At 41.9% G+C, this 13,746-nt stretch carries 12 protein-coding genes; 3 read left to right on the plus strand and 9 right to left on the minus strand.

From position 1 onward, the window contains the following. Positions 1-85: 85 nt before the first annotated feature. From LS48_RS06275 to LS48_RS06315, 9 genes are all read right to left on the minus strand, one after another. On the minus strand, positions 86-1,792 hold the full coding sequence (locus tag LS48_RS06275; protein WP_062621108.1) for a sodium:solute symporter family protein: 1,707 nt from the start codon (positions 1,790-1,792) through the stop codon (positions 86-88). Between the two features lie 121 nt (positions 1,793-1,913). After that, positions 1,914-4,406 carry a PIG-L family deacetylase gene (locus LS48_RS06280; RefSeq protein WP_062621111.1) on the minus strand — a complete coding sequence of 831 codons (2,493 nt, stop codon included), beginning with the start codon at positions 4,404-4,406 and terminating at the stop codon, positions 1,914-1,916. Positions 4,407-4,461: 55 nt separating this feature from the next. After that, positions 4,462-5,022 carry a mechanosensitive ion channel family protein gene (locus tag LS48_RS06285; RefSeq protein ID WP_062621113.1) on the minus strand — a complete coding sequence of 187 codons (561 nt, stop codon included), beginning with the start codon at positions 5,020-5,022 and terminating at the stop codon, positions 4,462-4,464. A 5-nt stretch (positions 5,023-5,027) separates the two neighbouring features. Further along, positions 5,028-5,963, minus strand: coding sequence for a hypothetical protein (locus tag LS48_RS06290; RefSeq protein ID WP_062621508.1), 936 nt, complete (start codon positions 5,961-5,963; stop codon positions 5,028-5,030). Between the two features lie 34 nt (positions 5,964-5,997). Then, positions 5,998-6,585, minus strand: coding sequence for a Maf-like protein (locus tag LS48_RS06295; RefSeq protein WP_062621511.1), 588 nt, complete (start codon positions 6,583-6,585; stop codon positions 5,998-6,000). Between the two features lie 53 nt (positions 6,586-6,638). Then, the gene (locus tag LS48_RS06300) at positions 6,639-7,553 is read right to left on the minus strand and encodes a geranylgeranylglycerol-phosphate geranylgeranyltransferase (RefSeq protein WP_076692421.1); all 915 of its coding nucleotides are present in this window, start codon (positions 7,551-7,553) and stop codon (positions 6,639-6,641) included. A gap of 117 nt (positions 7,554-7,670) precedes the next feature. After that, complete coding sequence (locus LS48_RS06305; RefSeq protein ID WP_062621118.1) at positions 7,671-8,198, minus strand: KdsC family phosphatase; 528 nt, start codon at positions 8,196-8,198, stop codon at positions 7,671-7,673. A gap of 15 nt (positions 8,199-8,213) precedes the next feature. After that, entirely contained in the window at positions 8,214-8,963 is a 750-nt protein-coding gene (locus LS48_RS06310) for a Rossmann-like and DUF2520 domain-containing protein (protein WP_062621120.1), read from the minus strand. Positions 8,964-9,089: 126 nt separating this feature from the next. Next, positions 9,090-9,677, minus strand: coding sequence for a Crp/Fnr family transcriptional regulator (locus tag LS48_RS06315; protein ID WP_062621121.1), 588 nt, complete (start codon positions 9,675-9,677; stop codon positions 9,090-9,092). Positions 9,678-9,758: 81 nt separating this feature from the next. Between LS48_RS06315 and LS48_RS06320 the strand changes: the two genes are divergently transcribed. The 3 genes from LS48_RS06320 (at position 9,759) to LS48_RS06330 (ending at position 13,714) form a co-directional block, all read left to right on the plus strand. Beyond that, positions 9,759-10,046, plus strand: coding sequence for a hypothetical protein (locus tag LS48_RS06320; protein ID WP_045079425.1), 288 nt, complete (start codon positions 9,759-9,761; stop codon positions 10,044-10,046). A gap of 3 nt (positions 10,047-10,049) precedes the next feature. Further along, complete coding sequence (locus LS48_RS06325; RefSeq protein ID WP_062621122.1) at positions 10,050-10,457, plus strand: group III truncated hemoglobin; 408 nt, start codon at positions 10,050-10,052, stop codon at positions 10,455-10,457. Positions 10,458-10,519: 62 nt separating this feature from the next. Beyond that, complete coding sequence (locus LS48_RS06330) at positions 10,520-13,714, plus strand: cytochrome c biogenesis protein CcsA (RefSeq protein ID WP_062621123.1); 3,195 nt, start codon at positions 10,520-10,522, stop codon at positions 13,712-13,714. The last annotated feature ends 32 nt before the right edge of the window (positions 13,715-13,746 follow it).

Raw genomic sequence — 13,746 nt, forward strand, 5'->3', positions numbered from 1 at the left:
AAAGTTGCAGACTCGCCAGCCCAACTTTTTTACCACGAATACACGAATATTTTCACATTATCATTCGTGAATTCGTGGCTGATTTTTATGTTTCTTCTGAAAGGATTATTTCCGCATCATTTTTCTTCGGGAAAAATAGCTGTAATAAAATAGCAATTCCCATAACAATTGCGCAACCCACCAAATTCAGCCACAGATAGGGCATAAGGTCGATGTACCAAAAATAGATAATGATAATTTGGGTGATAAGCGCTGCAATAAAAACCGCTTTGCTGCGCACGTATTTTATAAAAAACGCGAGAAGAAATATACCCAGAACATTTCCGTAGAAAATGGAGCCAATGATATTTACAAGCTGAATCAGGTTGTCGAATAAATGGGCGGTACAGGCTACCAAAATCGCTATAATTCCCCATAAAAGCGTAAACCCGCGCGACGCGGCTACATAATGTCTTTCGCGTTTGCCGGGAACGTTGCGTTTATAAAGGTCGATGGTTGTCGTGCTTCCCAACGCATTAAGTTCAGAAGCGGTGGATGACATAGCCGCGCTTAAAATCACGGCCAGCAGCAACCCGATTAAGCCGCGTGGAAGATTGTTAAGGATAAAGTGGATAAAAACGTAATCCTTATCGTTGGTCTCCGCATTTGGATTTGCCTTTTTGATTACGGCCACAGATTGTTCACGCAACAGTTTTTCAGTATTGTTGAGTTGCTCAATTTCGTTGGCCAAAATTTGCTTGGCGGCATCGCTTTCCGCTTTGGAATAACTTATCTGCGTGGCCGCCAATTCTTGGTCGATTGCTTCCTTTTGAACTTCCAAAGCCTTGTATTCACCCGCATATTCCGATTTTTTTACGTCTTTTACCGCAGCAGGGTTAAAGTGCAATGGGGAACTATTGAACTGATAAAAAACAAAGACCATAACCCCCACGAGCAATATAAAAAATTGCATCGGTACTTTCAGCAAGCCGTTCATAATAAGACCCATCTGGCTTTGTTTCACGCTTCGGCCCGAAAGATAACGTTGCACTTGGCTTTGGTCGGTTCCGAAATAGGAGAGAGCCAGAAAAGTTCCGCCAATGATTCCGCTCCAAAAAGTATAGCGGTTATCAAAATCAAAAGAAAAATCGAGGATGTCCATTTTACCGTTCGCACCGGCAATTTCAAGTGCTTTGGAAAAAGAAATATCAAGCGGAAGATAATTCAGTATCAAAAGAAAGGCAATCAACATTCCGAAGAAAATAACCGCCATCTGCTGTTTTTGGGTAACGCTCACGGCCTTTGTGCCGCCGCTCACGGTGTAAATAATTACGAGCACGCCGATGATGATATTCAGATAAATCAAATTCCAACCCAATACTGCCGAAAGTATGATGGAAGGCGCAAAAATGGTAATTCCGCAAGCCAGTCCGCGCTGTATTAAAAATAATATTGCGGTCAGTGTTCGTGTTTTTTTATCGAAACGGCTTTCTAAATATTCATAAGCAGTATAAACGTTTAGTTTGTGATAAATTGGGATAAAAACCAAACAGATAATTACCATCGCAATGGGCAATCCAAAATAGAACTGCACAAAGCCCATCCCATCGTGAAAGGCCTGCCCGGGAGTGGAGAGGAAGGTTATGGCACTGGCCTGGGTAGCCATAACGCTAAGCCCAATAGTCCACCAATGCGCGGTGCTTCCACCTTTTAAATAATCGCCCACATCGCGCTGCTGCCGCGATTTCCAAGTGCCGTAAAGCACGATAAAAAGAAGGGTCCCAATTAAAACAATCCAATCAATCTGCTGCATTTAGGCGAAGTTTTGCATTAGTAAATAAAACAGATAGATGTAAACAGCATTGAATAGGAGCACTAAGGTGTAGCTCCATTTCCAGTTGAATTTTTGTTTTTCTTCGGTCACGTTTCTTAAATTATTTCCCTATTGACAGCATATTCGCAAACAATCGATAAGCCCCGGGAACGCCGGCGGGCAGTTCGCGGAAAAAGCTCAACCCCGTATAAATATAATACCCTTTTTCGTATTTGGCCACCAGCAGCGAGCCTTTTGTCATTTTCTCGCCTTTGTCGCGCATTCCGAGGATTGGCGTAAACTCCTTGGCCCATTCATCGGGAAAGTACAGGCCGCGTTCCTGTACCCAACCCTCAAAATCTGTTTGGGTAATTTTATTTGGGGTGTTTAAGACAGGGTTTTCGGGGGCAAGTATTTTTACTTCCGAAAATTCATCGGTTACACGGTCGCGAGATAATTTTAGTTCGTAAGGCGCCAGGTTTTCGGTAACCAAACCGCGACTGGTATTGTACTGCACGATGAGCGTTCCGCCATTTTCAACATATTTATTTAGGGCAGGCTGTGCAAAGGTAAGCTCTGGGACGGTGTTGTACGCACGGATACCGACAACAATGGCATCAAAATTTTGAAGGTTTTCTGCGGAAATATTTGAAGGGTCAATGGTTGTAACCGAATAGCCAATCTGTTTCAGACTTTCGGGAATGGCATCGCCCGCGCCGTTTATATAGCCAATGTTTTGCCCTTTTTTCTGAATGTCGATTTTTGCAACTTTCGCTTCGGAAGGCAATAACACACTTTGATACGGAATGTGCTCATAATCGATGGTCACCAATTCCCTGTCGAAAATTCTTCCCTCAGCATTTACAATTGGTTTTAAAAAACCTTCACTTTGTCCGCTTGGAGGAGTTACTGTAAAATTAAAGGTTTTAGTTTCGCCATTTCTGTCAAGCTGAAATGTTTGCTGCGAAGGCGCTACTTGCCAACCTTCGGGATGTTGAAGGCTTATGGTTCCGGAAATGCTATCCTTTCCCGCGCGTACAATTACTGAAACAGTTTCAGCTTCATCGTTGGCGAAAATCAAGACTTTTTCGGGGATGGAAGCGGTAACTTCGGGCAAAACATCCAACGGACGATAGACTTCGCCTTTTACGGGGTCGTTGAATTTGTAAATTATATCCTTCGTAAAAGGAATGGTAGCGTTACCAAATTGCATTTCAAAAGTAAGTTGTTCCAAAGTGGGCGTTTCGGGCAGCCCAATCAAGGCTTCGGGCGCGGTGTACATGCCGACGCTTCCTTTTTCGTTCAGCCAATAGGGCGACGAGTAGGGCGGATTGTTATTTCCGGCTGAAACAGGTATTTCGATATTTTTCTTTTCATTAAAAGGAAGTTTTTCCGATGCACTCCACAGCACTTTTCCTTCAGAATTTTTCAACGATTTTAAGACTACCTCTGCCTTTCCGCGGTTGACGGCTTCAACATTAACCTTAAAGTTTTCATTTGGATTAACTAAATTTGCTTCGGAAACGGCTTCAATAAAAATACCGCCGCAATCCAAAATGAGTTGTTTCAATTGTTCGAGCTTTATTTTTCGCCAATGGGTATCTTTCAAATTTGAGACCAAGTGATACGCTTTCAAAAGCTGCGGCAACATTTCCGAAGGGTTTTTAAAGTTGAAATTTTCCTCCAACGGATTCAAAATAGCTCCGATCTCCTTTCCGCCTTCCAGTCTGGACCAGTTTGTATTGATGCCTTCAAAAAGGTTGTTGTCCGAAGGTTTGCTTCCCTTCAGCAGTTCCAAATATTCCGTTTCGGTTCCTCGGGAGCCTGTACTGCCAAAGCCCTGCGATTTGTGCATACTCCTGCTCAACGAAGCTATTTCTCCATTGGAAAGCCCGAGCGTCGGAAAGTAGTTGCCCGTTTCAACGGAAACCATTTGCGATTTATCGGCTTTTTCAAATTTTTCCTGGCTGCCGTAAAACCACCACGAAGTATTGAAGAACAGACGCTGCGGTTTCCAAACGCCATATTCGGCAGCCGATTTTGGAAATTTGGAAGCGTCGTCAGCCATATCAAAAGCCTCCAGGCTCAACATGGCCGAGGCCGTGTGATGGCCATGCGTGCTGCCGGGACTGCGATGGTCAAAACGGTTTACGATTATATCTGGCCTGAATTTGCGAATCGTCATCACGACATCGCCCAGCACCTCATTTTTTGTCCAAAACTCAAATGTTTCCTCCGGGTTTTTGCTATAACCGAAATCGTTCGCGCGGGTAAAAAACTGGTACCCGCCGTCAATTTTTCGTGCTTCCAGCAATTCCTGGGTGCGGATTACGCCCAAAAGTTCGCGCAGTTCGGGGCCAACAAGGTTTTGTCCGCCATCGCCACGGGTTATGGAAAGATAGACTGTATTTGCGTGCACATCGTTCACCAAATAGGAAATGAGCCGCGTGTTTTCATCATCGGGATGTGCGGCAATATACAATGCGGAACCTACAAAATTCAACTTTTGCAGGTCGTGATATATTTCGGAAGCGGTAGGTTTTTTGGGAGCTTGCGCGACTGCGACTATCGAAAAAAATAAAAATAGAAGTCGGAAAAAAAACGGTTTGTGCATAAATTGTAAGTGCTGATTTATTCGAAAACCCTTCAAAGATACTTATTTGTGAAAATTATTCGTGGGGAAGACCTTCCTTATTTTTATCATGTTCGTGCTGTTGTTCGTGAAAATCTTCGGCCTTTACAATACTCACGCCTTTTTGGAGCATCATGCTGTTGGGGTAGGTAACGATTTCATTATCCTTTGTATGCAAAATAATATGAAAGGTTTTTATATCCTCAATAATTCCTTCACAGGGCATTTCCTTATCGTGTATTTTTATATAGTCGCCTATTTTGTATGGAAATGTGAAAAACATAATCACGCCGCTCGTTACGTTGCTCAAAATGGACCATTGCGCAAAAAAGGCGATACCAATAACCGCAAAAACTGACGACATTACCAACCCCAGATTTCTAAAATCCACTCCCCAAATAAGTATAAGTCCTAAAACCATAAGAAAGAAAACACCAAAATCCACGTGTTTCATTATAAGCCCTGTGCGGTGCTCCAGCCTTTCTATTTTTTTGGCGAAATTGCGGACGGTTCTTTTGAGCATGACCCTGATAAATAGCAATACCAGAATCAATACGGCTGACTCTATAAGTTGAAGGGTGTGTTCTTGAATGTTCATATTTTCTATTTCAGTTGAAGCGAATCGCGCAGGTTGAGGTTTTCATTTCTGTTTTTGGTCCAATAATCGCTTTTTATCCTTTTCAGTTTGGTAGCCGTGGTTTTCAGTCGCAGTGTGTCGTTTTGGTCTGCGGCGTTTACCTCTTCCCATTTTTCAATTTCGTACGGAAAAGTGCTGCTGAAAAAAAGCATTAACTGCCGCTGTAAATCGGGATAATTCAATGTATAAATGGTTATGGAATCGCCCTGTTTCAAACTGGCAAAAGCATTGTGTTCCTTTATTTCCTTGTGCCGAAGCCGTAAATATTCAAACGAAGGGATAATCATTACATCGCCCGTGGGCAATTCTTCGGGATTGATTCTTATAAGGTTCCAAAGTTCGTTTTCCAAATAGGTTTTTGGCAAAGAGAGTTTTTGGTCTGCCTCGCCCTGAAAATAGGAGTGCGATTCAATTTCAAAATCATCGCGGGTGTTGAGTTGCATATAAACCTGGCCGCACCATTCCTGCACGCTGTTGGTGATTTTTAACGGATGCTCTTTCGTTGCAATCGGACTGAATGTGCTGGTCATTATGGAATACGGATAAATGCCGGTATTGAAATTCTTCATTTGGTTCAATTTCATCACCGAAATATTTTCTTCGGAAGCATTGTTCGCTTTTACCTGCGCATCCGGTAAAAAATCTTCCGTAACAAAGATGTTGACCGCTGTTCCTTCCCGAATCTCACCATACCGCTCTTGCATCAGGCTATACGAGGTTATTTCGGCAGTTCCGCTGTACCAATAATCTTTAAATTCCTTTGAAATGTTCCGTGGGGTCGCAGTTATGGCAGCTTTCTTTTTGGCTGAAATTTTTTGTGAATCACTTTTTTCTTCGGAAGAATTACAACCGCTCAGCAACATTAAAAAAATGAGAAGAGGAAAGAATCTGAAATAGTCCATTATTCGAAGAATTTTGCCCAAAAATACCACAAATTCAACGGTTGGCAATCTCGGTTAACGTTTTATAAACAAGTCGCGTGGGCAACCCCATCACATTAAAATAGCAGCCTTCAATTTTTTCGATGCCTATGTAGCCGATCCACTCCTGAATGCCGTAACTTCCAGCTTTATCAAAAGGTTTGTAGTTTTCTATGTAGAAATCAATTTCTTCATCAGAAAGTTTTTTAAACCAAACTTTTGTAACATCGTTCACTGTTTTCTGAAATTCTTTTGAAGTAAAACACACCGAAGTGATAACTTCGTGCATTTGCCCGCTTAAATTTTGAAGCATCTCTTTGGCCTCGCCAAAATCTTTCGGTTTGCCGAGGGCTTTTTCGTCCTTCCAAACAATCGTATCGCTGGTAATAAGAATGTCATTTTCGTCTAAATCGAGAAAAACGGATGCTTTAAGTTGTGAAAGATAATCGGTTATTTCTGAACGTGTTAAATTATTCGGATAAGTTTCATCAACAGCCTTTACCTGAATGGTAAAATCCAGATTCAATCCCTTGAAAAAAGCCTGTCTGCGCGGCGAGCCGGAAGCGAGGATGATGTTGTGGTTTTTTAATTTTTCGCGAAGCATTTTTGAGGTTTCAGGTTTCAAGATTCAAGTTTCAGGATCAGGTTTTGGGTAAATTATTTCAAAATTACAAATTGATACATCGGAATGGAGCATATTCCCAAAAACATAATGATTTTCAACAGTTTTGAAAGAAATCCGTATTCCTTTGGCGAGTCGGCATCCCAAGATTTTATACAGAAATAGAGCAGCGGCGCAACAATGGCAAACAGAAAATAAAGCAGCAAGGTTTGTTGGTTGTATAAATTTTCATACATATAAAAAACAACGCCTAAAGTCATAAACACACCCAAAAGGAACACTATCGAAATGGTTCTTTTTCGCCCCAAAGCAATGGGTAATGTGTTTATGCCTCCCTTTTTGTCGCCGTTGATGTCCTGTAAATCCTTTACAATTTCTCGTATGAAATTTATGAAAAACGCAAACAACGCATAATGCAGCACAATTTTAAAAACGGCCGATTGTGTAGCTTGGTTCTGTGGCGTAATTGCAGGGAATAAATCAAAAAGCGCTACAATTATTAGGCTCATCGCGACCAAGGCTGAAACCAGGAGATTGCCGATGAGCAATATTCCTTTTAAATAGGAGGCATACAAATAAAGCAAGGCCGAAAAAACGATAAACAGCGCAGCAAAACTCGGCTTGCCGATGCTGTTGGCAAGATAAAAACCTATCGCGACACCTGCAATGTTGAAAAGTACAAAAAGCCTGTTCGCATTGCGTTCCGAAATCCTTTTGCCGATTAAAACCTTATTCGGTTTGTTGACTTTGTCAATTTCCACATCGTAAATATCGTTGATGATATTTCCCGCAGCGGCTATGCAGATTGTGGCTATTACGAGCAAGGTAAAACTGAAATTGGTCAAGGCCGTATCTACCCCAAAAGGCTGAAACAGGCTGTATTTTATGAAAACCTGCATTAGGGCGATAAACACCAGGTTTTGGTAACGGATGAGGTTTAGGTAGTTCAAGGTTTAATTTTGAAAGTTTTATATTCTATGAATGCTTTTCGGATAACAAATGACAAATGACAAATGACAGATGACGGATGAAGTTTGGCAGATTTCATCCCGCACCCCGCACCCAGCTTAATCATACTTTGCGCTCACGCCCTCCGTAACTTTCCATTTTCCCTGCACTTTCAGCACTTGTTCAATCACATCGCGAACACAGCCTTTACCGCCCTTTTTATGGGATATGTATTTTGAAATCGCTTTGATTTCGGGAACAGCGTCTTGCGGACACGTGGGCAGGCCCACTTCCTGCATAATTTCATAATCTGGAAGGTCATCGCCCATAAATAAAGTGTTTTCTCGCTTTATATTGTTGGTTTTTAAATATTCTTCTAGAATTTGTGTTTTTTGATGGGAGCCCAAAAATATGTCCTTCACGCCCAAATTTTGCAGCCGCACGCGCACGCCTTCATTGGAACCACCCGAGATAACGCAAACATTATAACCTTGGTCAACCGCTGTTTTTAGTCCGTAACCATCTTTAATGTTCATCGTCCGAAACATCTCACCCTCGGTATTTACTTGGATTGTACCATCGGTCAAAACGCCGTCCACATCAAAAATGAAGGTGGTTATGTGTTTTAAATATTCTTTATAGCTCATATATTTGGTGTTTTTTTAGTCTTTCTTCAGCGCTTTTGTAAACATTTCATAAAAATCTCTGTAAGAGTTATTTTCCAACAAATGTAAATGTTTTTCAATGGTTTTTTTGTCGTTCCTTTTTGCAGGGCCAGTCTGCGCTTCTTCGGGGGAAAGGGTTTTAATCTTTGAAGCGGTTTCAGCAATCAGCGGTTTCAGCAAATCGAACGGCAACTTTTCGTCCTTTAAAATTTCACTGCCAATGCCGTATAAGTGATTCACGAAATTGTTCACGAACACCGCGGCAAGATGCAGCTTGGCTCTTTTTTCCGAAGAAATTTCTACTACATTTTCTGAAATGGTCTCGCCCAATTTTCGCAGCAGCTCCAAATCGGCGGGGTTTTCGGCTTCTATGCAAATAGGAATCTCCTTAAAAGCAACTTTCCGCTGCTTGGAAAAAGTCTGTAACGGATAGAAGACACCGCGTCGGTTTTTTGCGGCAAGTGCGTTCATTGCAGCACCGCCGGAAGTGTGCACTACCAATTTATTTTGAAATGAAAGCGACTCGGAAAAGCTTGAAATTGCATCATCGGGAATCCCGATTATGTAAATATCTGCATCGGCAATTTTTGAAATATCATCGGTAAAGGGAATCTTTTCAAAAGGCGAAATCATTTTGATAATATTTCTGTTAAAAACCTGTATTACAGAAACTTTCGAATTATTATGTAAAGCATTGAGTAAATGGCTATTTACATTTCCGAAGCCTAATAAAACTACCTTTATCATAGTGCGAAGTTAGCGGTTTTTAGAAAAAAGGAATAGAGAAAAAAAGAATAAAGAAAGATGTAATCAAAATTCTTGTTGTAATACAAACTCGTCTTTCCTCTTTCCACTTTGCGCTGCCAAAAATTTTCAACGGAAGACTTTGTGCTTTATCAATTTTATCTCGCCGTCTTGTTCCAGTTGCTTGATGGCGCGAATTACGGTTTCCACGCGCTGCCCGGTCAAGTCGGCAATTTGCTGACGGGTCAGTTCTACTTGAAAAAGTTCTTCGGAACCGTATTTTCGTTTTAAAAAATCTATCAAGGTCAAGATGCGATGTTCGGGCGGATGTACTGAAATTTCCTTTAAAATGGTGGCTTTGTAATAGAGCCGTTTTGCTAGGGCCTTGGTAAATTTTAGGTTTATTTCAGGGTTTTCGGTAAGCAATTCAAACAATTTTGTTTTGCTCAATTTGTACAGCTGCGTTTGCTTTACGGCCGAAGCGGAAGCGGGATATTTAAAATCGCCCAGCAATGGCGGCTCGCCAAAACTTTCCCCGTCGTAAAAGATGCCCTGTACAAATTCCTTTCCCTGTTCGTTGATGTTGAACATTTTTACCTCGCCGGTCTTTATCTGAAAATAGAAATCTGCCCGCTTATTTTCGTGAAGAATTATTTCCGAAGCCTTAATATTTTCAAGGGTTGCGCCGTAGTTCAACAGTAAATTTTCTGGAATCATGGGTTTATGATTTGCCTCATAAAATAAGGCCTGTTCTGCATTGTAAATTTACACCTTAAAAATCAAAACCCTATTTATATTATGAAAACCCTATCTATAAAGAAATTGCAGGACGAATTTGTACACGATTATTATATGTATATTCCGCTGTCCATTATCATAAATAGCTGCATAGGCTCTATTGCCGCCATGACAATTTTGGCGCAGGGAACGGGTCTTATTACCGGCATTGAGCTTACTCTTTGCGTTGCACTGTGTATGGGCTATAATGCGGCTTTGCTTGCAGGAACAAATAGAAAATTTGCCTTTTGGTTATTGGTGGTAAGTTTAGTCGTAAACATGTTGTTGATTTTAATAACTTTGCTATAAAAAATGGCAAGAAAGAAAATTGAATCCCGCGAAGATGTGTCTTTGCTCGTTAATACATTCTATGGAAAAGTGAGGAAGGACACGCTTCTCGGGCCTATTTTCAATGGAATCATAACAGATTGGGAAACCCACCTTGAACTTCTTACCGATTTTTGGGAGACCAATCTTTTCTTTAAGCGAAAATACTTCGGAAACCCGATGCACGCACACATTGAGGTTGATAAAAAAGTGGGGGGAACCATCAACGAACTTCACTTTGGCACGTGGATTAACCTATGGCACCAAACCATCAACGAACTTTTTGAGGGCGAAACCGCCAATATCGCAAAAAACCGGGCGAGAAATATGGGGACCTTCATTCACCTGAACATTTTTAATGCCCGAAATGAGACTTCAAAAAAGCCCGAATAGTTAACAGATTTAAGTAGTCTAAATGGGCGCAATTCCTTATTTTTGCGCCAAAATTTCCTATAATGCAAAAAAAGATTGCTTCCGTTCTTTTCTCCACTCGATTAACCGCCGTTTTATTTATAGTTTTTGCAGCAGCCATGGCTGCCGGAACCTTTATGGATGCCGATTCCCAAAGTCCGCCAACTCCCTACACGCGCGAACTTATCTACAACGCGTGGTGGTTTGAGGCAATTATGTTGCTTTTCGTAATCAACTTTGTCGGAAATATATTTCGATATAATCTTCACAAGCGCAAAATGTGGGCTTCGTTGATGCTTCACGTATCTTTTATTTTGGTGATTATTGGTGCTTTTGTAACGCGTTACATAGGTTTTGAAGGCGTTATGCACATTCGCGAAGGCCAAACTGAAAATACCATTCTTTCGGAACAGACCTACCTCGATGTATTTATTGATGGCGATTATATGATTGATGGCGTGGCGCAACGGAGAAAGGTGAAACCTAAAAAATTGAGACTTTCAGAAAAGCTGAACAACGACTTTAAAATAGAAACCGATTATAACAATCAACCGGTAACTATTAAATATAAAGATTTTATTGATGGCGCCGTGGAAGGCCTAACACCGAACGAAAACGGCGAGGAATATATGAAAATCGTGGAATCTGGCGATGGCGAGCGTCACGACCATTGGGTGAAAGTGGGAGAGGTCTCAAATATCCACAACATACTTTTTGCGGTTAACAAACCTACGGAAGGCGCTATAAACATAACTTATTCCGAAGATGGGGAGTACACCATCTCCAGTCCATTTGAGGGCGACTATATGCGAATGGCAGACCAATTGCAGGGTGAGGTTGTTGCAGACAGTGTGCAGCCTTTCAATCTGCGCTCCCTGTACCGAATTGGCGGTATTTCGTTCGTAGTGCCGGAACCTGTCACTAAAGGTGAGTTCGGGATAGTGGCGGCCACTCCCGACCAGCCGAATAATCAGGATGCTCTGATTCTTGAAATATCTTCGGGCGACGAAACAAAAACGGTTTCCTTGCTCGGCGGCAAAGGGACAGCGCCCAATCCGGTGGAAACGGAAATTGCAGGCTTAAAAGTTTATACCAGTTATGGTTCTAAGGAAATTGAACTGCCATTCAGCATAACTTTAAACGATTTTATTGCAGAAAAATATCCCGGTACAGAAAAAGGGTATTCTTCCTTCAAAAGTAAAGTCACCGTAATAAATGAGGACAAAACCCATTTTGATGCAGACATCTTTATGAACAACGTGCTGGACCACGAAGGGTATCGGTTCTTCCAGTCCGGTTTCGACCCCGATGAAGGAGGGACAATCCTCTCCGTAAACCACGATTGGTGGGGCACTTGGATAACCTATATTGGCTATTTCTTTTTGTACCTCGGTTTAATGGCCATTCTGTTTAGCAAGCATAGCCGTTTTGGAAAACTGGAGGAAATTTTAAGCAGAATAAAGCGAAAGAAAAAGAATATGGTTACCGTAATGATATTGCTATTTTCCCTCTCTGGATTTTCCCAGCAGCATCCGCCCTCTGCGCACACACCTCCTCCGAAAGCGCAAATTGACTCATTGATAAAGGCAAACGCTGTAAGCAAGGAGCACGCGGCTGAATTTGGCCATCTGATAATTCAGGACAACGGGCGGATGAAACCCGTAAATACCTTTGCAAGCGAGCTTTTGCGTAAAATAAGCAGAAGTGAAACCTATGAAGGCTTGGATGCGAATCAGGTTTTTATTTCGATGACAGAATTTCCTCGTCTTTGGGTAGAAGTTCCTTTGATTGCCTTAAAACGCGGCAACGACAGTATCCGCCATGTGGCCGGTGTGCCCGAGGGCCAAAAGGATATTGCCCTGCTCGATCTTTTTGATGAAAAAGGAAATTATAAGTTGGAGCCTTATTTGGAAGCCGCAACGCGCACCAATACGCCCAACCAATTTCAGAAGGACTTTATTCGCGCCCACGAAAACTTTTCACTTTTGAATGCTGCCCTTAGCGGAAGCATTCTGAAAATTTTCCCCATTCCCGGCGATGAAGGCAACAAATGGGTTTCGTATCCGGAATTGGGAGAGGCTAATTTAAAAGGAATGGATTCCTTATATGCCAAAAATATTCTGCCACTATATTTTGATAGTTTAAAGAAAGCGCGCCAAACCGGAGATTATACACAGGCGAATGAATTTTTGCAAAGCATAACCAACTTCCAGAAAAAATATGGAGAAGAAGTGATGCCTTCAGAAAATAAACTTCGCGCAGAGACCATTTATAATAAGGCCGATATTTTCAACAGGCTTTATAAATATTTTGCCATTTTCGGAATTTTGATGATGGTTTTCATAATAGCACAACTGTTTAAGGACCGCAAAATACTTCGCACCCTCATCAAAGGTTCCAAAATTATAATGTGGGTATTCTTTGTTTTGATGACGCTGGGTCTGGCCTTGCGCTGGTACGTGAGTGGCCACGCCCCGTGGAGTGATGCTTATGAATCCGTAGTATATGTGGCTTGGGCTACAATATTTTTTGGATTGGCATTTGGAAGACGAAGCGATTTAACCGTAGCCTCCACAGCTTTTGCGGGTGCCATCATACTTTGGGTAGCCCACGAAAATTGGTTAGACCCATCCATATCAACCTTACAGCCTGTTTTGGACAGTTATTGGTTGATGATACACGTGGCGGTGATAGTAATGAGCTACGGACCTTTCACCTTGGGAATGATTCTGGGCGCAACATCGTTGTTCCTAATGATTTTTACCACAAAGCGAAATTTCAAAAATATGGAAATCAACATTAGCGAGTTGACCGTTGTAACGGAAATGGCGCTGACCGTTGGTTTGGTGTTGCTCACCATTGGTAACTTTTTGGGGGGCCAATGGGCCAACGAAAGCTGGGGGCGCTATTGGGGCTGGGACCCGAAAGAAACCTGGGCGCTTATCAGTATTATGATTTACGCGTTTGTAATCCATGCGCGCCTTGTTCCCGGGCTTCGAGGACGCTGGACGTTTAACGTTTTGGCGATGTTTGCCTACGCCTCAATAATGATGACCTATTTTGGGGTGAATTTTTACCTGAGCGGCTTACATTCCTACGCAAGCGGGGATGCACCTGCAACCCCAACGTTCGTTTGGTGGATAACGCTGTTTGCAGTTATTTTGAGTGCCGTGGCGTATTTTAGATATAAAAAGTTTTATGGGAAGAAAAGCAAGTCTAAAAAGAAAGCTATTGAATAAAAAATGACCACGAATTCACGAATATTTTTAAA

The organism is Aequorivita aquimaris (genome assembly GCF_001573155.1).
Taxonomy (GTDB): domain Bacteria; phylum Bacteroidota; class Bacteroidia; order Flavobacteriales; family Flavobacteriaceae; genus Aequorivita; species Aequorivita aquimaris.

Bases quoted from the DNA above. Each gene is read 5' to 3' on its own strand.
- LS48_RS06275 (WP_062621108.1), bottom strand. From the start codon at position 1,792: ATGCAGCAGATTGATTGGATTGTTTTAATTGGGACCCTTCTTTTTATC.
- LS48_RS06280 (WP_062621111.1), bottom strand. From the start codon at position 4,406: ATGCACAAACCGTTTTTTTTCCGACTTCTATTTTTATTTTTTTCGATA.
- LS48_RS06285 (WP_062621113.1), bottom strand. From the start codon at position 5,022: ATGAACATTCAAGAACACACCCTTCAACTTATAGAGTCAGCCGTATTG.
- LS48_RS06290 (WP_062621508.1), bottom strand. From the start codon at position 5,963: ATGGACTATTTCAGATTCTTTCCTCTTCTCATTTTTTTAATGTTGCTG.
- LS48_RS06295 (WP_062621511.1), bottom strand. From the start codon at position 6,585: ATGCTTCGCGAAAAATTAAAAAACCACAACATCATCCTCGCTTCCGGC.
- LS48_RS06305 (WP_062621118.1), bottom strand. From the start codon at position 8,198: ATGAGCTATAAAGAATATTTAAAACACATAACCACCTTCATTTTTGAT.
- LS48_RS06310 (WP_062621120.1), bottom strand. From the start codon at position 8,963: ATGATAAAGGTAGTTTTATTAGGCTTCGGAAATGTAAATAGCCATTTA.
- LS48_RS06315 (WP_062621121.1), bottom strand. From the start codon at position 9,677: ATGATTCCAGAAAATTTACTGTTGAACTACGGCGCAACCCTTGAAAAT.
- LS48_RS06320 (WP_045079425.1), top strand. From the start codon at position 9,759: ATGAAAACCCTATCTATAAAGAAATTGCAGGACGAATTTGTACACGAT.
- LS48_RS06325 (WP_062621122.1), top strand. From the start codon at position 10,050: ATGGCAAGAAAGAAAATTGAATCCCGCGAAGATGTGTCTTTGCTCGTT.
- LS48_RS06330 (WP_062621123.1), top strand. From the start codon at position 10,520: ATGCAAAAAAAGATTGCTTCCGTTCTTTTCTCCACTCGATTAACCGCC.